The organism is Candidatus Pantoea deserta (assembly GCF_003813865.1).
Classification (GTDB): Bacteria; Pseudomonadota; Gammaproteobacteria; order Enterobacterales; family Enterobacteriaceae; genus Pantoea; species Pantoea deserta.
Map to the genome: position 1 here is coordinate 16,396 of NZ_RMVG01000010.1, position 19,001 is coordinate 35,396.

A 19,001-nucleotide genomic window follows, 5' to 3' on the forward strand; every position below is an offset into this window, starting at 1 on the left:
CTCGCCTTCCGGCAAGGTCTCACTTACAACGCAGAATCAGATTCCGGGTTGCCTGACGACCGGATGCTTACGCATCGTAATGACGATCGTGCAGCTTACAAGTTACTCCCCTTTGCTGGCAGCTAACATACGGGTTGTGCCAGCAAGAGGCAAGAGCGAGCCATTCATATTTAGACATATTTACACAGCCTGCGCGTCAGCCGGGAACACCACGCCGGTCTGACGCCGGATGTCAGTCAACAGCGCCGCGGTGATGCGCGAAATCTCCAGTCCCGGATGTTCGACCTGGCGCTGGCGCACCAGCTGCACGAAGGTCTGGGCTTCATACAGCATGGTATTGATATGCTGCGGCTGACTGAGATCCTGGCTGCCGCCGTCGCGCGGCATCAGGGTGACCGACTGCATCTCCGCCAGTTTCTCGATGGTTAATGAACCGGCTTCGCCCTGAATTTCGCTGGGAATGCGCGAGTCGCTGACTTTGGAATGCAGCAGGGTAACGTCGAAATCGCCGTAGTCGAGCAGCACGCTGCCGTGGCCGTCAACGCCGCTGGGCAGCAGCGTCGCGCTGGCTTTCACCCCCTGCGGCGCGCCCCATAACGCCACCGCCGTCGCCAGACAGTAGTAGCCGATGTCCATGACAGAGCCGTTTGACCAGCGCGGATTAAAGGTGTTGGGATTTTCGCCGTCGAGGTAGCGCTGATAGCGCGACGAGTACTGGCAATAGCTAAACAGCGCCTTGCGCAGCGGGCCGATGGCGGGCAGCGCCTGCTGGAGTCGGGCAAAGTTGGGCAGGCTGGCGGTTTTAAAGGCTTCGAACAGGATCACCTGGTGCTGCCGGGCGCAGGCGATCATTTTTTCAGCCTCGCGCAGATGCGAGGCGAGCGGCTTTTCGCAGATCACATGCTTGCCGTGCGACATAAACAGCAGCGCCTGCTCGCAGTGCAGGGCATTGGGGCTGGCGAGATAGACGGCGTCAATGTCGTCACTGGCCGCCAGCGCCTCCAGCGAGGTGAAGAGGTGATGACAGGGATAGTCGCTGGCGAAGGCTTCCGCCTGCTGCTGCGAACGCGAATAGATGGCGTTCAGGCGCAGATGGCCGGTTTCGTGCGCGGCATCGATAAACTGGCGCGTTATCCAGTTGGTTCCCACAATAGCAAAACGGATCACGTCGGCTCTCCTGCGGCAAATAAGCGGCAGAGTAGCATGCCGGGCAGGGGGCGCAAGCAGCACAGCGGCAGGGAAATTTGATCCTGCGATCCGCCTTCCAATATAGTGATGGCGCAACGGCGTCGGATTAAAAAGTGGGGAAAGCGCTTGAAAGGAAGTAAACACGCTCTGAACTGGACGACGCTGCTGGTCGCGATTCCGGTAGGCCTGGCGGCCTCGCTGGTGACGCTGGCGTTTCGCGGCGTCATCGATCTGATTAACCGCCTGCTGTTCAGCAGCGACAGTGAAATCACCGTGGCGATGCACGCCTGGCCGTGGATCTTCTGGCCGCTGCTGGTGGGGGCAGGCGGCGTGCTGGCGGGATTTTTCCTGCGCTACGCGGTCAGTATTGAAAAACAGCAGACGGTAAAGACCGACTATCTGGAGGTCATCAACGCGCGGCTCGACGCGGTGCCTACCCGCACCTCGCTGTTTCGCGCGCTCTCGTCCATCGCCAGCATCGGTTCAGGCGCCTCTATTGGTAAAGAGGGACCGATGGTGCAGCTCTCCGCGCTGTGCGGCAGCGTGCTGGGCCGCTGGATGCCCGCCTCGCTCAATCTCAAAAACAGCGACGTGGTGGCGATGGCCGCGGCCGCGGGCCTGTCGTCGGTCTATCACGCGCCGCTGGCGTCCGCCATTTTCGTCGCGGAGATCGCCTTTGGCATTTCGGCGCTACAGCGCCTGATCCCGCTGGTGATCTCATCGTCGGTGGCGGTGATGACCATGTGGTCGCTCGGCTTCCGCAATGCGCTTTATCCGCTGGCGGACGCCAGCTTTCAGATGGACGTCAGCAGCTTGCTGGCCACCGTCGTCATCGGCCTGGCTGCCGGGCTGGCCGGCTGGCTGCTGATTAAGCTGATCGCGCGCAGCAAGGCGCTGTTCAGCCATATCTCTTCGCTGCCGCTGCGGCTGGGGGCCGGCGGCCTGGCGGTCGGGCTGCTGGCGCTGATCTCTACCGACATCCTGGGTAACGGCTACGAAGTGATCGTGAAAATCATGGCGGGCGACTACCTGCTGCCGGGCCTGCTGCTGCTGCTGCTGCTGAAAACCCTGGCGACGACGCTGTCGGTGGGATCGAATGCGGTAGGCGGCCTGTTTACGCCGTCGCTGCTGACCGGCGCGCTGCTCGGCGTGGCGCTGGCGACGCTGGGCGCAGCGCTGCATCTGCCGCTCGGCAACGTGCTGCTGTATGCGGCCATCGGCATGGCAGCAATGCTGGCGGCGGTCAGCCAGGCCCCGCTGATGGCGATACTGATGGTGCTGGAGATGACCCTTAACAGCTCGCTGCTGTTTCCGGTGACGATCGCGGCGGTGCTGGCGTCGATGGTGGTCTACCGGTTGCAGTCCGCCAGCACCTATCCGGTGGTCGGCAATCACTTTAACCGCTCAGAAGCCAAATACGATTTCGACAATATGCGCGTGGCGGAGCTGATTATTCCTGGCGCGGCGCTACAGCCGCAGGAGACGGTGGGGCAGGCGCTGGCGGTCAGCTCGCTGAAGCGCGAGCGCTATGTGTACGTCATCAATGCGGCGGGCGCGTTTCTCGGCGTGGTCTCCATCCACGATATTGCGCGCAAGGTGCTGGCGCAGGAGATTACGCTGCACTCGCCGGTCGCCGCCGTGATGGATGACAACTTCCCGTTTGTCTATCAGAACCAGAGCATGCGCGAAGGCTGGGAAGCCTTTGCCCGCGTAACGCTGGAGCGTCTGCCGGTGCTGAATAATCCGCAGGAGAAACGCTTCCTCGGCGCGCTGACTAAAACCAGCCTGATCCAGAAGGCGCAGGAGTTTCTCTAGGCCGCGTTGCCGCGCATCGCCTGGTCTGTCATCCACAGCCGGGCGTCAAACTCCAGCTGATGATAGTCCGGCTCCATATGGCAGCAGAGCTGATAAAAGGCTTTGTCGTGCTCTTTCTCTTTGAGATGCGCCAGCTCGTGCACCACAATCATGCGCAGAAAAGGCTCCGGGGCGAGGCGGAAAAAGGTTGAAACGCGGATCTCCGCTTTGGCCTTGAGGTTGCCGCCCTGAACGCGCGAAATGGCCGTATGCAGGCCAAGCGCATGCTTCATCACCTTGATTTTATTATCCCAGATCACTTTGCTGATCGGCGGCGCGTTGCGCATATAGCGGTTTTTCAGCGCCAGGGTGTAATCGTAGAGCGCTTTATCGCTGACAATATCGTGCGTATCGGGATAGCGCTCCTGCAAGAACGCGCCGAGCTTTTCATGGTCAATCAGCGTCTGAACCTGCTGAAGGATGTTCTCAGGATAACCCTGTAGATAGATGAGTGAGGACATTAGGGATTCCCGGCGAAAGACAGTATACTGCGCCCCCCTTTTGGGGCGTAAAACAGCCAGATTGTACCAGCCGGAGATTTCATGAGCCAACTTGAACTAGTCGATCGCACCCTGATCCTGCATCGTTTCCCGCAAATGCGTGAAGAGAGTCCGCTTCAGGCATGGGATGCCGCTGATGAGTATCTGCTGCAACAGACGCTGCCGGAAGGGCCGGTTCTGGTGTTCAACGACAGCTTCGGCGCGCTGACCTGCGCGCTTAATCCGCGCCCGGTATGGCACGTCAGCGACTCCTGGCTGAGCCAGCAGGCTACGCAGCAGAACCTGCGGCTCAATGCGCTGGACGACGGCGAAGTGCGCTTTCTCAGCAGCCTGGATGCGCTGCCTGCCGCCCCCGCCGCCGTGCTGATCAAAGTGCCGAAAACGCTGGCGTTGCTGGAGCAGCAGCTGCGCGCCCTGCGCGAGGTAGTCACCGCCGATACGGTGATTCTGGCGGCGGCGCGCGCCAAAGAGATCCATAACTCCACGCTTCAACTGTTTGAGAAGATCCTTGGCGAAACCCGTACCTCGCTGGCGTGGAAAAAAGCGCGGCTGATCTATACCCACTTCAGCGCGCCCGCGCTGGCGCCGCAGGCGCAGACCACCGTCTGGCCGCTGGATGACACCCCATATCAGATCCATAACCATGCCAACGTTTTTTCTCGCACCTCGCTGGATATTGGCGCGCGCTTTTTTATGCAGCACCTGCCGGAAAATATTGAGGGCGAGATCGTCGACCTCGGCTGCGGCAATGGCGTCAGTGGACTGATGGCGCTGGAGAGCAATCCGCAGGCGGAAGTGCACTTCCTTGACGAATCTTATATGGCGGTGGCGTCGAGCCAGCTTAACGTTGAGGTGAACCGTCCGCAGGATCTGGCACGCTGTCAGTTTCGCGTCAACAACGTGCTGAGCGGTTATCCTTCAGATCGCCTGCACGCCGTGCTGTGCAACCCGCCGTTCCATCAGCAGCACGCGGTCACCGATCACCTGGCGTGGCAGATGTTCCGCGATGCCAAACGCTGTCTGCAATATGGCGGCGAGCTGCGCATCGTCGGCAACCGCCATCTCGACTATCACCATAAGCTGAAAAAGCTGTTCGGCAACTGCACGCTGGTGGCCTCAAATCAGAAGTTTGTGGTGCTGCGCGCGGTGAAGATGCGCTAATCACAGTGTAAGCGCCAGCTGCGTGGCCTGCGCGATAGCGCGCCGCGCATCCAGCTCCAGCGCAACATCGGCGCCGCCGATCAGCCTCACAGACTTGCCGCGCGCCCGCAGCGCGGCTTCCAGCTCCCGCTGCGGCTCCTGCCCGGCGCAGATAACCACATTATCTACCGGCAAAACCTCTACAGCGCCGTCGCGACGCAGATGTAATCCCTCATCATCAATCGCCAGATACTCCACGCCGCCCCACATCCGTACGCCGCGCGACTGCAAGGTGGCGCGATGGATCCAGCCGGTAGTTTTACCCAGCGCCGCGCCCGGTTTGCCCGGCTTGCGCTGTAGCAGCCAGATCGCGCGCGCGGCCAGCAAGGGCTGGGCGGGCTGAAGGCCGCCGCGCTGCGACAGCGTCAGGTCAATGCCCCACTCGCGGCAAAAACTTTCAATGTCACTGGCTTCCGCTGGCTGCGACAGGTACATGGCGGTGTCAAAGCCAATGCCGCCCGCGCCGATAATCGCCACGCGCCTGCCGACCGCTTTTTTGTCGCGTAGAACGTCGAGATAGCTAAGCACGCTGGGATGGTCGATGCCCGGAATAGCCGGCGTGCGCGGCTGGATGCCGGTTGCCAGCACCACCTCGTCTGCCTCATCCAGCATCTGCGGCGTGACGCGACAGCCGGTGCGAATCACCACGCCGGCGGCGGCGAGCTGGTGGTTAAAATAGCGCAGGGTTTCGCTGAACTCCGCTTTGCCTGGGATCTGACGGGCAATGTTAAACTGGCCGCCTGTGACGTCATCCGCTTCATAAAGCGTGACCCGATGGCCGCGCTGCGCAGCCTGAAGCGCGCACGCCATGCCCGCCGGACCGGCGCCCACCACGGCAATCCGCTTTGGCGTCGCGCACGGCGTGACCGGCATCAGGGTTTCGTGGCAGGCGCGCGGATTGACCAGGCAGGAGGTGACTTTGCCGACAAAGATCCGATCCAGACAGGCCTGGTTGCAGGCGATACAGGTGTTGATGCTCTCCGGCGCGCCGCGCCGCGCTTTACTGACGAAGGCGGCATCCGCAAGAAAGGGGCGCGCCAGCGACACCATATCTGCGCAGCCGCTCTGCAACAGCTGTTCAGCGACCTGCGGATGGTTAATGCGGTTGGTGGCGATCACCGGGGTGGTGACATGCTGACGCAGCCGCCGGGCAACCCAGCCAAAAGCGGCGCGCGGCACCGACGTGGCAATGGTGGGGATACGCGCTTCGTGCCAGCCGATGCCGGTATTAAACAGGGTCACGCCGCACGCCTCTAATTCCGCAGCCAGCGCCAGCGTCTCGTCGAGCGAGCTGCCGCCCTCGACCAGATCGAGCATCGACAGACGAAAAATAACGATAAAGTCGCGGCCCACCGCCTGACGCACCGCGCGCGTGACCGCGACGGCGAAGGCGCGGCGGCGCGGCGCGTCGCCGCCCCAGCGATCGCTGCGCTGATTGGTGCGCGCCGCCAGAAACTGATTAATCAGATAGCCTTCAGAACCCATAATCTCAACGCCGTCATAGCCGGACAGCTGCGCCAGCCGCGCACAGCGGGCAAAATTGTCGATGGTTTGCCTGATCATCTGCTCATCCATCGCCTGCGGCTGAAAAGGATTTATGGGCGCCTGAATCGCGGAGGGCGCGACCAGATCTTTCTGGTAGCTGTAGCGGCCGGTATGCAGAATTTGCAGCGCGATTTTACCGCCTTCGGCGTGGACAGCGTCGGTAATCTGACGGTGCCAGCCGCACTGGTCGGGCGACGTCAGCATGGCGCCATGCGCCATCGCCACGCCCTGCGCGTCAGGCGCAACGCCGCCGGTGACAATCAGCGCCACCCCTTCGCGCGCGCGTTCGCCATAAAAAGCGGCGAGACGCTGAGCGCCATCGGGATGCTCTTCCAGCCCGGTGTGCATCGAACCCATCAAAAAACGGTTGCGCAGCCGGGTAAATCCCAGATCGAGCGGAGCAAACAGGGCAGGGTAGGCATAACTGTTCAAGGCGGCATCACTTAGCTGAAGTGGTCGGATGAGTGTAATGTAGCCGCCGTGATGTTAAACAAAAGTGAAAATTTGTCGGGCTGTGAGGCGCATCAACTTTCAGCTGCCGCGACGGCGTATCCATGAGTAGCGCGACTGATAGCCGCTGTTGAAATGGGTGTTGCGCCGATAGCTGGAGCCGGGTTCCGCCATACAGTAGGTGCAGTAGCCGACATTTTCGATGCTGGCCGACGGCACCCCTGCCTGAATCAGCTTCTCTGTCGCCAGCTGCGGCAGATTGAACCAGATACCATTTTGCGTAGCGTTCGCCTGCGGCCTGACGGCCAGCGAATTGCGCGGCTGCTCACGGTGCCAGCAGTGCGTCAGCGAGCCAGACAGGCTCTGCGCGATCGGCGTCAGCATCTCCTCGCTCAGCTCATAACAGCAGGGCGCGATGGCCGGACCGATAGCGACACAGAGATGCGCTGGCGTGGTTCCGGTTTCGCATAGCCGTTCAACGGCACGCTCCAGCACGCCAGCCAGCGTGCCTTTCAGGCCCGCATGGACGGCGGCCACGCGGCGATGCTGTCTGTCCGCGATCAGCACCGGCAGACAGTCAGCGGTGTAGACCGCTACCGGACGCACGCCCAGGCCGATCACGCCGTCTGACTCGCAGCGCTTTGGCGGCACATTAGAGTCGTCATGCACCACCGTCGCGCTGTGGCGCTGATGGCCGTAAGCGGCATCATCGGGCGGCGCTTCGCCCGCAGGCTGAAAGGCATACTCAACCCACTCCAGCGCATCAAGCAACGTAGAACGTACGCGGATACCCATATGAAACTCCTGTGAGACCTTTGGCTGATGACAGCTTACGTTAACTGCTACATTTTGACAGTGCTACCGCTTATCACTTCCCGGCCTTGAGGATAACAGAATGAAAATGACCGTAACGCTGCTCAGCAGCGGCCTGCTGGCGCTGGCGCTGACCGGCTGCGCCTCTCAGCCCGCGCGCGAGGCGCAGCAGCAGCTTGGGCAGCAGTCGGTGCTGGCCGTTAACTGGTTTCAGCAGTCCGGCGAATACCAGGCGCTGACCTGGCAGGCGTTTAACGCCGCGCAGCTCGCCTTTGATGCCGCCCCGTCGCTGACCGGCAAGCCGAAGGCGGTAATCGTCGATCTGGATGAAACCATGCTCGACAACAGCGCCTACAGCGCCTGGCAGGCGAAAAACGGCCAGCCGTTTAGCGCGCAGAGCTGGTCAGCCTGGACACGGGCGCAGCAGGCGCTGGCCGTACCGGGCGCAGTGGACTTCGCACACTATGTTACGTCGCACGGCGGCACGCTGTTTTACGTCTCGAACCGCGATCAAAAGGACTATGAGGCCACGGCTGCCAATATGAAGCAGCTTGGTTTTCCGCAGGTGACGCCGCAGACCATGCGTCTCAGCACCGACAGCTCAAACAAGCAGGCGCGCTTCGACGCTATTCAGGCTGCAGGCTATAACGTGGTGCTCTACGTAGGCGACAACCTGAATGATTTTGGCGGCGCAACCTGGCATCAGGGCAATGCGCAGCGTCGCGCCTTTGTCAGTCAGAACCATCAGCGCTTCGGCACCCGCTTTATTGTGCTGCCCAATCCGCTTTACGGCGACTGGGAGAGCGGAATGGCAGAAAATTACAATAAGCTGACGCCGCAGCAGCAGCTCTCCACGCGTGAGGCGCAGCTACGGGCCTGGAGCGGAAAGTAATTTATTCACTGAAAGAGCCTCTGACGAGGCTCTTTTTTTATGCGGGTTATTTACGTTTATAAGTAATTATTTTGCTGCGAACTAATTTTATTATCTCTTACTTTTAAATACGCGGTTATTAAGCCGGATACACTGCCTTTTTTCCTGCCAGCCAGTTTTTCTCACTATTGATTAACGAAGCAATTCGGAATTTTCCGCATAAAAGTGCCGGTAATGAATAAGGGTGGCCGAAAAGAGATAAAAGGCAAATTGTCATTTTTTGTCAGTCTTTATGGCGCATAAAAAAGATGGTTATTTTAAGTTATTGATTATTAATGTTTACAATCTAAACTTATTTATCGTAAGACAAAGCGGGAATAAGATAAGTTTACGCGAAATTTACCTGGGTTGAATAATCTCTTACAAATAACGGGCGGGACTGGCGGGAAATAAAATTACGGGTGCGCAATGACTCATAAACGTCTATAACCATTTTCTGTGAGCAGTCGCGTTATTTTGCTGATCGTTAACGCCTGACCGTGAGCCGGTTCACTGTCTGCTGCGCATCAATACGCCACTCCCGGTTTTTGAGAGAGATGATTGTGACGACACTGAAACCTTTATTAGCGAAAAATCGTAGCTGGGCGCTCCAGCGTCGCGAACGTAATCCTGACTATTTTGAAAAATATCTCTATCAACAAAAGCCGCATTCACTCTGGATTGGCTGTTCGGACAGCCGCGTGCCGGCGGAAGTGCTGACCGGCTCGCATCCCGGCGAACTCTTTGTGCATCGCAATATCGCCAATATGGTGGTCGAGGGTGACGATAACCTGATGAGCGTGTTGCAGTACGCGATCTTTTATCTGGGCGTCAGGCGCATCGTGCTGTGCGGCCACTACGGCTGCGGCGGCGTTCAGGCGGCGCTCAGCCTGCCGCAAAGCCCACTGGCTCAGGAAGAGTCGGCGCTGGCGCGCCGTATTGCCGCGCTGCGTCAGGCGCTGGGCGCGGATCTGCCTGACGCGCAGGCGGATAACGCGCTCAACCGGATGGTGGAAGTCAATGTCCTGGCGCAGTTCTCTCATCTGGTCGCCACCGCGCCGGTACGCGACGCCTGGCGCGCGGGTCAGGCGCTGGATCTTTTCGGCTGCGTTTACGATCTTCAGTCCGGCCACCTCAAAGAGTTAATCCAGCAAACAGCAGAGGAAGTTTCGTCATGAATGTGAAAACGCTTCGTCAGGATATTCCCGCCGGTCTGGTGGTTTTTCTGGTGGCGCTGCCGCTCTGTCTGGGCATTGCGCAGGCGAGCGGGCTGCCGCCTTTCGCCGGACTGCTGACCGGCGTGATCGGCGGCCTGTTGGTCACGGCCTTAAGTCCGTCTCGCTTTGCCGTCAGCGGACCGGCTGCCGGACTGGTTACTATTGTCGTGGCCTCGATTGAGACGCTTGGCAGCTTTAGCGCCTTTCTGACCGCGCTGGTGCTGGCCGGCCTGATGCAGTGTGGCCTCGGTCTGATGCGCGCCGGGCGGTTTATTTCTCTGGTGCCCGGCAGCGTGATTAAGGGGATGCTGGCGGCCATCGGCATTCTGCTGATCATCCAGCAAATTCCGGTAGCCTTTGGTATTGAGGGCGACGCCGGGCTGGCCGGATTCGCCAGCGGCGCAACCGCCTTCTCTTTGCCTGCAATACTGGTGGCCGCCGCCAGCCTGCTGATTTTGTGGCTATGGACCACGCCGCTGGTGAAAAAAATAAGCGCGCTGGCCTGGATTCCAGGTCCGCTGATTGCGGTGCTGTTCGGCTGCGCGGCGACGGTAGCCGGCGGACGTCTGATGCCGGAGACGGCCAGCGAGCTGACGCGCATTGCGCTGCCGGCGTTCGACAGCCTCTCCGCGCTGGCGGCGGAGCTGGAAAGCCCGGCATGGACGGCGTGGCAAAACCCCTCTGTCTGGATGGTGGCGGTGACGCTGGCGCTGGTCGCCAGTCTGGAGACGCTGCTAAGCCAGGAGGCGCTGAAAAAACTGCGTCCGCAAAACCCGCCGCCGTCGCCTGACCGCGAGATGTTCGCGCAGGGGATCGGCAATCTCAGCGCGGGTCTGCTGGGCGCGATGCCCATTACCGCAGTGATTGTGCGTAGCTCCGTCAACGTCAGCACCGGCGCGCAGACCAAACTCTCTATTCTCATCCACGGCGTGCTGCTGCTGATTTGCGGGCTGTGGTTTAGCGACCTGCTGAACGCCATTCCGCTGGCCAGCCTGGCTGCAGTGCTGCTGTATACCGGCTATAAGCTGGCCACGCCGCAGTTGTTTGTTGAGCAGTTCCGCATGGGCGCGCAACAGTTTGTGCCGTTTCTGGCTACTATCGGCGGCATCATTGTGTTCGGGATGCTGGCGGGTATCGGTATCGGTCTGGTCACGCAGGTTGTTTTCAGTCTCTATAAAAGTCATCGCAACGCGCTGCGGCTGACGCGTTATGACGATCACTATGTGCTGCGCTTCCAGCAAAATCTGACCTTTATGCACAACCCTAAATTGCAGGGACTGCTGGCAGAGATCCCGGAAAACAGCGTCGTGATTGTGGATCACGACAATGCGGAGTATCTGGATCCAGACGTGAAGGCGGTGCTAAAAGATTTTGGCGACAATGCCGACAAGCGCGGTATTCGCCTGAGCCAGTGGCCGGTCGCGGTGAAGTAAAGAGGATTCGCCTGCCGGTCAGAATAGAGGCAGGCGGCAGGGCGGCGGTTACCGCGGCAAACGCAGACAGCCTGGCTGGCGCAGGCGGCGCGTCCGGCGAGTTGACCTGTAAGCCGGGAACCTTGCCCGCGCCAGGGGCGCGATTTCACCGCTGGCCACTCCGGTTCAGGGTTCCCAGACATCCTTGCTCGCGCACGGCCGCGCCTTATCGCGGAGCCAGCGCTGCTGCTGATTTATGCTGGTTGCCTGACGCTTTGTTCGTCACTCCCGCTTACCCGCCGCCTGAAATCGGATATCTCGGATAGCCGATTTTTTTATTTAAGGCATAATTGCCGCGCCAAAAGCCAGGCGAGGCGGCTCAGCTCGCGAGTAGAGCTGCACACTCCCCTTTATTCGCCGGATTGTCCGGGTCGCGAACAGGCTTTAATAACTGGCGGCGATCGTCCGGGACGGGCAGGGAGCGAAGAATTTTCAGGCTACAGGGTTCACACCTATGCGCGTTAAGCTATTTGCAGAGTATCAGACTAAAACCAATGCTCTCTCGCTGTTTTTAATCACGCTGCTGTTCTGCTTTTTAGGCAGCCATTTGCGCATTCCCGCCGAGCTTTCGCTGTTCTGGCCGGTGAACGCCATTGTCGCCGCCGTTATCGTCCGCCATCCCTGGCTTCATCGTATCCGCTACTATCTTGCCTGTTTCGCCGCCATGGTGGTGAACGATACGGTTTTCTCCGGCTGGGCCTGGCCTGCCGTCACGCTGAATATCGCTAACCTGCTGTTTATCATCATTTCCGTTTCTATGCTGGTAAAGCACTACCTGCGGGATTCGGATCGCAGGCAGATCAACAATGCGCTGCGCATCTTTCCGGCCTGCCTGCTGGCCGCCTTTGCCTGCGCCAGCTGGGGCGCGCTGGCGCAGGACGTCGGCTTCAACGCCAGCTTTGCGACGGCATGGGCCGACTGGTTCAGCGAACAGTTCTCGACCGGCCTGATGCTGCTGCCGTTTTTACTGACGCGCAACTGGCGCAGCTTCTCGTTCGGCGAGCTGCTGTCGCCGGGCAAATGGGTGCCGCTGCTGAGCGTCGGGGTGTCGCTGGTGGTGGGGGCCATGATCGGCGGCGCGGGCAGTCTGACATTCCCGGTTCCGGCGCTGATCTGGTGCGCTATCGTGCTGCCGATACCGGTCACCAGCCTGGCGATCCTGCTGACCGGTATTACGGAAATTGTGCTGGTGTCGCACGGGGTAATGAACATCCAGGGCAATGACAATTTGCTGTCGCTGAGCCATCTCACCTCGGCGCGGCTTGGCGTGGCCACTATCGCCATCAGCCCGCTGATTGTCGCGGTCAGTATGGATGCGGTGCGCCAGCTTAATCAGCGGCTGGCGCTGCGTGCGAACTACGATTTCCTGACCCAGCTGCTGTCACGCTCCGGACTGTATGAGAGCCTGAAAGACGAACCTTTTTCCTCTCAGCGCAGCGTTGGCGTGATCCTGCTGGACGTCGATTACTTCAAAACCATCAACGACAACTTCGGCCATGACGCGGGTGACGGCGTACTGGAGGAGATCGCGCTGCGGATGAAAAAAGTGGCAGGCAAGCAGGGACGTATTTGCCGCTTCGGCGGCGAAGAGTTCGCCATCGTGCTGTTTGACGCCCGCCCTGAGCAGCTGTATCAGCTGGCCGAAGCGGTGCGTCAGTCGATAGCGAAAGAGAAGTTCTGGCTACAGGGCAATACCGTTACGGTAACCGTCAGTTCAGGGCTGGCGCAGGGGACGGCGGGAGAAGAGCGCGACTGGCACAGCGTTATCAACCAGCTGATCTCCGCTGCGGATAAAAATCTCTATCTTTCCAAGCGCAACGGCCGCAATCAGACATCGCCCAGCTTTCGGACGCTGAGGCTGGCCAGCGACGTGGCGTAGCCGCCACGTCGCTCCGGCGGTTACACGCTGCTTTTTAGCTGACTGGCCTGCTGATGGCGCTCCAGCGCCAGCTCGATCAGGCGGGTAATCAGATCCTGATAGCTTAAGCCTGCTGCCTGCCACAGCTTGGGGTACATGCTGATATTGGTAAAGCCCGGCAGCGTATTGACTTCATTAACGATGATTTCGCCTGCGTCCGTCAGGAAGACGTCCACGCGCGCCATGCCGGCGCACTCCAGCGCCTGAAACGCCGCGATCGCCACGGCACGGATCGCCTCGCTGGTCGCCGCGTCAATCGCCGCTGGCACCTGCGTCTGCGCGCCGGTTTCGCTGATATATTTGGTCTCGTACGAATAGAAGCTGTCATGCACCACGACTTCACCGCACGGGCTGGCCTGCGGCTCGTCGTTGCCCAGCACCGCGCATTCGATTTCCCGGCCCTTAATACCTTTTTCAATCAGCACCTTGCGATCAAAAGTAAAGGCCAGATCCAGCGCACGGTCGAATGCCTCTGCGCTCTCGACTTTGCTGACGCCTACGGAAGAGCCTTGATTGGCGGGCTTGATAAACAGCGGCAGGCCCAGCTGCGCAATAACCTCCGACGCCTCTATCTGCGACCGCTGCGCCTGGGTGACGCTAAGCCAGGGCGCAACCTGCAATCCGGCATCGCGCAGCAGACGCTTGGTGATGTCTTTATCCATGCTCACCGCAGAACCGAGCACGCCGGAGCCGACAAAGGGCAGCGCCGCCATGCGCAGCAGCCCTTGCAGCGAGCCATCTTCGCCGAGCGTGCCGTGCACGATAGGGAAAATAACGTCGAGCTGCGACAGCGCATGGCCGCTCTGGCGGGCAATGACCTGCCGCTGCGTCTCGCCCGGTACCAGCGCCACGCTTTCGCCCGCCTGATTCAGCGCGATGCGCGACGGGTCCTGCGCATTGATCAAAAAGTCAGACGCGTTATTAAGATGCCACTGACCCTGTTTATCAATACCTAACAGCACCGGCTCGAAACGTGTTTTATCGATCGCATCCAGGATGTTTTTAGCTGACTGTAACGATACTTCGTGCTCGGCCGATTTGCCGCCGAACACAATGCCTACCCGCAGTTTTGTCATTAGAACTTGCCCGAAAGATGTTGCGAAACCCACAAGATAACACGCGGATTTCGCGCTGTAACGGCATCGCGTATGCTCAGTCGAGCGCGGCGGAGAGAAGGCTGCGACAGTGGGCGGCGTCGGCGCTGACCTGCGCTTTTTGTTCGGCGCTCAGGCTTTGCCAGGCGTCAGCCACATGCTCGCCGAGACGCGGCTGAAAGTGGATTTTTTGTAGCGCATAGTCAGAGTTGCCGCCTTCGATCACGGTGCGCATATCGGCCACGAAGCGGCTGCTGTCGTCATGGTGAATAGAGCAGAATACTGAGACGTAGTAGGCCTCGTCCTCTTTGCTGTAGTGCGGCGCAAGCCAGTACCAGGCGGCGGCGGCAAGGACGATAAGCAGAGGGAAAATAATTTTAAGTCTGGAAGTCATAGCGGTTAAATCAACTCGCGGAGGCAGCATCGCTGCTTTTAGATTAACGTCATTACGACGATGCCCGTGGCTGAAATCTCATTCAGCGCACATTCAAACTCAGCGTCGCTGCCGCTGACCCTGACGCGACCGCCAGGCAGGCGAGACAGATTGCGCAGGCTGGCCATACCCTCAATATCCAGCAGCCATTTGCCGTCTACCACAGCCTTGTAGCTGCGGTTGATGATGTACTGCTGTTCGCCTTCAATCACCGCCAGCAGATGACTGTTGGGCGCGACCTTGTCCAGAAACAGTTTGCTTTCCAGAGTCACAAAATCGACAGGTCTGAGTTCACCATTTGTTAATTTTACCCGTTCAATCTCGGCGAGGTTCTTCATCGAGTGACTTTCGCCGCCTTTTTCGGCCGCCATCGCCTGCACCGCGCTGGGCGGATTGCCCTGGCCATAAAGGATCCAGTTGAGTTCAGCATCGGTGTCGATAAGGCACTGCACCACCAGATCGGCGGGGAAAGCGTCTCTTTTATAACGCATTGCCAGATTACTGGAGGAGAGACCGACGTGCTCAGCGTACTGCGATTTCTGTTTAAACCCATAGGCCTGAATCAGCCTGTCGAGGATAGCTCCGCCGCTCCCTTTAAAATTAGTGACTAACATTTTTGAGCTTCCTCTTGTGTTACTAACATATTTGAATTAGCATCACTGCGTAGTGAATGTCATCGCATATGACTGACATTAGGTTAACTGGAGATGATGCCCTATGAGACCCGATATTACAAATGTCATAGCTGCACGCCTTTTATTGCGAGCAGGCGACCAGCCTGCCGTTCTGGCGCTTTTTTTCAGGGCGCGCGGGGCCTTACAGGCTTGCCGCGCCGCCTGGGCCGCGCAGGCCAGACCGCAAAACCCAAGGCTTCTCAGGCCGGTCGGCGCGGCAGGCTGGCGCGCTTCGGTTTCTGTTAATTTATGTCGAGTCTGATTCACTTATGATGAAGTGCCACTCTGAACCCATCGCCGCTATGACCTTTGATGAATTTCGCAGAAGCTGGCGGCAGCTGCGCAGCAATAGCCGTAATCCGGCGCTGATTGCCTTCAACCGGCAAAGCGACGAATTTAAGTTTTGCGTGCTGACGCTGGCGAACCGGGAACAACCCGGCAGCTTCCGACTTCAGGAGGTCGGCAATCCGTTTGAATCCTTTGATGAGGCACGGCGCAAGCTGATTATTGCCGCCATGAACAAAATGGTGCGCTGGGGCAGGCTGTTACCTCGGCCCTTTTCCGACGCAGACCGCTACCTGTCTGAATAACTGATATTCATTGCAAATCAATGACGTAAACCCGTCGGGCTTCTCTTTGCCCAAATTCAGGAGAGATGAAATGAAACACCTTGATGTTGATAGTGAAAATGATGCGCTGAACGTGCTGGTAGCCGCGGTGCGCAACGACGAGCGTAAAGACCGCGCGCGGGCGGTGGCCGACCGTCTGACCGCCATTGCCTGCTGTATCCGCCGCCAGGAGCTTAACGGCGTGGAGTCCGCCGAACTGATTCGCCGCGAAGCAGAGCGCTACCGCGACGAGTCGCAGGAGCTGCACTGATGGTCGATATCATGGACAGAGAGCAGCAGCGTCAGGCCGAGCAGCTGGCGCTGGACATTGCCGCCGTGACGCAGCGGCCCAAATGCGTCAGCGCTTTTTTCTGCCAGGAGTGTGACAGCGCGATTCCAGAGGCGCGCCGTCGCGCGCTTAGCGGCGTGTCCCGCTGCGTCGCCTGTCAGGAGATCGCCGAGCTGCGCGCCCGCCACTATCAGAGCGGCAGATAATGCCGCGCTACTTCTGGCCGTGGAATGCGCCGCGTCAGGCCATCGCTTCCCCTTATCCCACCTGGGCTGAAATGCAGCAGCACAGCCGCCGGATGGCGGCGGTGTCGCAGGCGTGGACGGCGCTGGCGCAGCAGCCTGCGCTGGTGCAGCGCGCCATCCGGCAGCGCCACGCCCGGCTGGAGAGTCAGCGAGGCGCGGCCAGCGCCGCGAGCTATCTGACGACAACCTTTGCCGGGCGCCTGCTGCCGCGCATTGAGCGGGTCAGCGCGCAGTATCGGCTGGGCGCGATGCGGCGCGGCACTGCGGCGTGGCTGAGCGGCCAGGCCGAACAGGAAAGAGGCGCGGCGGCGGCGGCAGGCACGCTGTGGGAGCTAATGCGGCGTTTTAATCAACTGCCGGATATGTCGCGCGCCGACGTTGATATGCTGGCGGGAGACATCGCCAGTTTTATCTTTGCCGAACTGGTGCAGCTGCACGCGCAGAACAGCGGCGAATCAGACTGGCGCTATAGCCATCGCCTCTACCTGACCGCCGCAACCATTACCAGAGAATTTCGCCAGACGCCGCCGCTGTGGCAGACGGTCACCACGCGTCTCTTCGCGCCGGAAGATGTCACGCCCGCCATTATGCGTATGCAGGCAGAAACATGGTGGAAAGGGCGGCTGCGCCGTATCGCCGCCGAGTGGCGCGAGCATGTGCAGATTGCATTAATACACGTCAGTAAAAACAACTCGCCTTACGCCAGCCGCGCGGCCCTTGCCGAGTGGCGCGAGCAGAAGCGCCGCACCCGTGATTTTTTACAGAGCATGGAGCTGGAGGACGAAGAGGGCAACCGCATCAGCCTGATCGACAAGCATGACGGCAGCGTCGCTAACCCCGCCATTCGCCGCTGCGAGCTAATGACGCGCATTCGCGGTTTTGAAACTATCTGCAACGAGATGGGATATGTCGGCGAGTTTTGCACGCTGACTGCCCCGGCGCGCTATCACGCCACGCTCAGCAGCGGTCAGCCCAACCCGAAATGGGACGGTGCCAGCCCGGCTGAGACGCAGCGCTATCTCTGCCGACTCTGGCAGAAGGTGCGCGCCAGACTGCATCGCGAGCAGATCCGCCTGTTCGGCATCCGCGTCGCTGAACCACACCATGACGGCACGCCGCACTGGCATCTGCTGCTTTTTATGCGTCCACAGCAGGCCGCGCGGGTGCGCCAGATCCTGACGGAATACGCCTGCCAGCAAGACAGCGAAGAGCTGACCAGCGAAAAAGCGCGCAAGGCTCGCTTTCACACCACCGCGATTGACCCGCAAAAGGGCAGCGCCACTGGCTATATCGCCAAATACATTGCCAAAAATATTGACGGCTACGCGCTGGACGGCGAGCAAGACCATGAGAGCGGCGCAAACCTGCGCGACTGCGCGGCTGCGGTCTCTGCCTGGGCGGGACGCTGGCATATCCGTCAGTTTCAGTTTGTCGGCGGCGCGCCGGTCACCGTCTGGCGCGAACTCCGCCGTCTCACCGAGGCGCAAGAGGCGCGCAAGCTAAGCAGAGAGCTAACCGAGGCGCGCGAGGCGGCAGACAATGGCGACTGGGCTGCCTACATTAACGCGCAGGGCGGTCCGTTCGTTCGTCGGGATGAGCTGGCAGTGCGCATCTGGTATCAGGATGCGGAGGAGTGCAATCGCTGGGGCGAAGAGATTACCCGCATTAAAGGCGTTTACCTTCCGGACGCAGGTAAAGAGAAACCGCTGCTGACCCGCCTGGTGGCCTGGAAAGTCGTGCCGAAGCGTAAAGCCGAGGCTGAGGAGGCTAAACAGAGCGCCGCCTCTTGGAGTTCTGTCATTAACTGTACGCCGTTGACAGAGGCGCAGCCAGCGGGTTCGCCAGGCGTATTAGCGCGGTTAACTCATTGTGTCGATCGGCTGGCTAAAAAAAACGCAAAAGCACTTTTCCAGGGCCATTCGCACCGGCAAAACGCGCCGCCCTGAAGGGTTTTTTCCGTCATTATTACTGATTTGGCTTAAGGCAGGGCTCGGTAAAAAATCCGCTATATCAATAGCCTAAACGGTCGGCATTCGACGCGTAATTTTCTTTATATCAGATTGCATGCTGTGCTACTGTATAGATATACAGTTATAAGATGGGGGAGGGAAAGTGGATAGTGACTTACAAGAACAGGTAATGCTTGAGCGCGTAGAGCTTATTGCACGTCTGACCACTGAAGGGGTGTGCAGGGAGCGCGACCGGGAAGTGGCCCTCGCTTTAATCGCCGAGATAGCCGGTGACAGGATGATAAAAAACAAGGAATTTGCCGTTTCGTTTTCTGCGATACCCACCAATAAATAACAATGCAGGTATGGCAATGCGAAGCGATTGTCTGACTGATAACAAACAGCAGATTCCAGACCTTCCTCTTTGATGTTGATGCCGTCTGATCACGGCGTCCTGAGCAAAAACGGCACCCTTCGGGGTGCCGTTTTTTTTGCGCTTCCCTTTCTCTGTTTGCCCATATTCCAGCGGGCGAGCGCGCGTTGAGCCGCGACGCCGCAGCAAGGAGACTGGCTGGGTCGGATGAGGCCCAGGCGGCACCGAATTCCGCCGCGAAGCAGGCTCCATCCGGCGTCTGCCGACAC

Annotated in this window: 18 protein-coding genes; 11 read left to right on the forward strand and 7 right to left on the reverse strand. The window is 59.6% G+C overall.

Features of this window, described 5'->3' with window-relative positions; genetic code table 11:
- Positions 1–180 precede the first annotated feature (180 nt).
- Entirely contained in the window at positions 181–1,167 is a 987-nt protein-coding gene (locus BBB56_RS13455; protein WP_123801460.1) for a Gfo/Idh/MocA family protein, read from the reverse strand.
- Between the two features lie 147 nt (positions 1,168–1,314).
- Here BBB56_RS13455 and BBB56_RS13460 point away from each other — a divergent pair, with 147 nt between their 5' ends.
- Positions 1,315–3,003: a chloride channel protein gene (locus BBB56_RS13460; RefSeq protein ID WP_123801461.1), complete on the forward strand. Its 1,689-nt coding sequence runs from the start codon at positions 1,315–1,317 to the stop codon at positions 3,001–3,003.
- On the opposite strand, the gene BBB56_RS13465 is transcribed toward BBB56_RS13460, so the two are convergent.
- Entirely contained in the window at positions 3,000–3,503 is a 504-nt protein-coding gene (locus BBB56_RS13465; RefSeq protein ID WP_123801462.1) for a M48 metallopeptidase family protein, read from the reverse strand. The genes BBB56_RS13460 and BBB56_RS13465 overlap by 4 nt on opposite strands.
- 81 nt (positions 3,504–3,584) lie before the next feature.
- On the opposite strand from BBB56_RS13465, the gene rlmG reads away from it, so the two are divergent.
- Positions 3,585–4,703, forward strand: coding sequence for a 23S rRNA (guanine(1835)-N(2))-methyltransferase RlmG (rlmG, locus tag BBB56_RS13470; RefSeq protein ID WP_123801463.1), 1,119 nt, complete (start codon positions 3,585–3,587; stop codon positions 4,701–4,703).
- Here rlmG and BBB56_RS13475 read toward each other — a convergent pair whose 3' ends face one another.
- Positions 4,704–6,719 carry an NADPH-dependent 2,4-dienoyl-CoA reductase gene (locus BBB56_RS13475; protein WP_233593035.1) on the reverse strand — a complete coding sequence of 672 codons (2,016 nt, stop codon included), beginning with the start codon at positions 6,717–6,719 and terminating at the stop codon, positions 4,704–4,706.
- Positions 6,720–6,818: 99 nt separating this feature from the next.
- Entirely contained in the window at positions 6,819–7,532 is a 714-nt protein-coding gene (locus BBB56_RS13480; protein ID WP_123801464.1) for a purine nucleoside phosphorylase YfiH/LACC1 family protein, read from the reverse strand.
- Positions 7,533–7,632: 100 nt separating this feature from the next.
- Here BBB56_RS13480 and BBB56_RS13485 point away from each other — a divergent pair, with 100 nt between their 5' ends.
- From BBB56_RS13485 to BBB56_RS13500, 4 genes are all read left to right on the forward strand, one after another.
- Positions 7,633–8,442 carry a 5'-nucleotidase, lipoprotein e(P4) family gene (locus BBB56_RS13485; protein ID WP_123801465.1) on the forward strand — a complete coding sequence of 270 codons (810 nt, stop codon included), beginning with the start codon at positions 7,633–7,635 and terminating at the stop codon, positions 8,440–8,442.
- Between the two features lie 575 nt (positions 8,443–9,017).
- Complete coding sequence (locus BBB56_RS13490; RefSeq protein WP_123801466.1) at positions 9,018–9,638, forward strand: carbonic anhydrase; 621 nt, start codon at positions 9,018–9,020, stop codon at positions 9,636–9,638.
- 2 nt (positions 9,639–9,640) lie between these two features.
- Entirely contained in the window at positions 9,641–11,110 is a 1,470-nt protein-coding gene (locus tag BBB56_RS13495) for a SulP family inorganic anion transporter (RefSeq protein WP_123801594.1), read from the forward strand.
- Between the two features lie 493 nt (positions 11,111–11,603).
- Positions 11,604–13,028, forward strand: coding sequence for a GGDEF domain-containing protein (locus BBB56_RS13500; protein WP_123801467.1), 1,425 nt, complete (start codon positions 11,604–11,606; stop codon positions 13,026–13,028).
- Positions 13,029–13,048: 20 nt separating this feature from the next.
- On the opposite strand, the gene ddlA is transcribed toward BBB56_RS13500, so the two are convergent.
- The 3 genes from ddlA to BBB56_RS13515 all read right to left on the reverse strand — a co-directional run bounded on the left by ddlA (position 13,049) and on the right by BBB56_RS13515 (position 15,208).
- Entirely contained in the window at positions 13,049–14,143 is a 1,095-nt protein-coding gene (ddlA, locus tag BBB56_RS13505; protein ID WP_123801468.1) for a D-alanine--D-alanine ligase, read from the reverse strand.
- 76 nt (positions 14,144–14,219) lie between these two features.
- A complete protein-coding gene (locus BBB56_RS13510) occupies positions 14,220–14,555 on the reverse strand; it encodes a hypothetical protein (RefSeq protein WP_123801469.1) in 336 nt (111 codons plus the stop codon).
- A 38-nt stretch (positions 14,556–14,593) separates the two neighbouring features.
- On the reverse strand, positions 14,594–15,208 hold the full coding sequence (locus BBB56_RS13515; protein ID WP_123801470.1) for a phage repressor protein CI: 615 nt from the start codon (positions 15,206–15,208) through the stop codon (positions 14,594–14,596).
- Between the two features lie 329 nt (positions 15,209–15,537).
- Between BBB56_RS13515 and BBB56_RS13520 the strand changes: the two genes are divergently transcribed.
- The 5 genes from BBB56_RS13520 (at position 15,538) to BBB56_RS13540 (ending at position 18,714) form a co-directional block, all read left to right on the forward strand.
- Positions 15,538–15,858, forward strand: a complete 321-nt coding sequence (locus BBB56_RS13520) for a hypothetical protein (protein ID WP_233593036.1) — start codon at positions 15,538–15,540, stop codon at positions 15,856–15,858.
- A 70-nt stretch (positions 15,859–15,928) separates the two neighbouring features.
- Positions 15,929–16,147 (forward strand): DUF2732 family protein, encoded by a 219-nt coding sequence (locus BBB56_RS13525; RefSeq protein WP_123801471.1) that lies wholly within the window; start codon positions 15,929–15,931, stop codon positions 16,145–16,147.
- A complete protein-coding gene (locus BBB56_RS13530) occupies positions 16,147–16,371 on the forward strand; it encodes a TraR/DksA C4-type zinc finger protein (protein ID WP_123801472.1) in 225 nt (74 codons plus the stop codon). Before BBB56_RS13525 ends, BBB56_RS13530 begins: the two co-directional genes overlap by 1 nt.
- Entirely contained in the window at positions 16,371–18,356 is a 1,986-nt protein-coding gene (locus BBB56_RS13535) for a replication endonuclease (RefSeq protein WP_123801473.1), read from the forward strand. Before BBB56_RS13530 ends, BBB56_RS13535 begins: the two co-directional genes overlap by 1 nt.
- Positions 18,357–18,522: 166 nt before the next feature.
- On the forward strand, positions 18,523–18,714 hold the full coding sequence (locus BBB56_RS13540) for a hypothetical protein (protein WP_123801474.1): 192 nt from the start codon (positions 18,523–18,525) through the stop codon (positions 18,712–18,714).
- Positions 18,715–19,001 lie beyond the last annotated feature (287 nt).

Coding starts and splice junctions, on each gene's coding strand:
- BBB56_RS13530 (WP_123801472.1), top strand. CDS start 16,147: ATGGTCGATATCATGGACAGAGAGCAGCAGCGTCAGGCCGAGCAGCTG.
- BBB56_RS13480 (WP_123801464.1), bottom strand. CDS start 7,532: ATGGGTATCCGCGTACGTTCTACGTTGCTTGATGCGCTGGAGTGGGTT.
- BBB56_RS13525 (WP_123801471.1), top strand. CDS start 15,929: ATGAAACACCTTGATGTTGATAGTGAAAATGATGCGCTGAACGTGCTG.
- BBB56_RS13520 (WP_233593036.1), top strand. CDS start 15,538: ATGATGAAGTGCCACTCTGAACCCATCGCCGCTATGACCTTTGATGAA.
- BBB56_RS13510 (WP_123801469.1), bottom strand. CDS start 14,555: ATGACTTCCAGACTTAAAATTATTTTCCCTCTGCTTATCGTCCTTGCC.
- rlmG (WP_123801463.1), top strand. CDS start 3,585: ATGAGCCAACTTGAACTAGTCGATCGCACCCTGATCCTGCATCGTTTC.
- BBB56_RS13465 (WP_123801462.1), bottom strand. CDS start 3,503: ATGTCCTCACTCATCTATCTACAGGGTTATCCTGAGAACATCCTTCAG.
- BBB56_RS13485 (WP_123801465.1), top strand. CDS start 7,633: ATGAAAATGACCGTAACGCTGCTCAGCAGCGGCCTGCTGGCGCTGGCG.
- ddlA (WP_123801468.1), bottom strand. CDS start 14,143: ATGACAAAACTGCGGGTAGGCATTGTGTTCGGCGGCAAATCGGCCGAG.
- BBB56_RS13515 (WP_123801470.1), bottom strand. CDS start 15,208: ATGTTAGTCACTAATTTTAAAGGGAGCGGCGGAGCTATCCTCGACAGG.
- BBB56_RS13500 (WP_123801467.1), top strand. CDS start 11,604: ATGCGCGTTAAGCTATTTGCAGAGTATCAGACTAAAACCAATGCTCTC.
- BBB56_RS13490 (WP_123801466.1), top strand. CDS start 9,018: ATGATTGTGACGACACTGAAACCTTTATTAGCGAAAAATCGTAGCTGG.
- BBB56_RS13535 (WP_123801473.1), top strand. CDS start 16,371: ATGCCGCGCTACTTCTGGCCGTGGAATGCGCCGCGTCAGGCCATCGCT.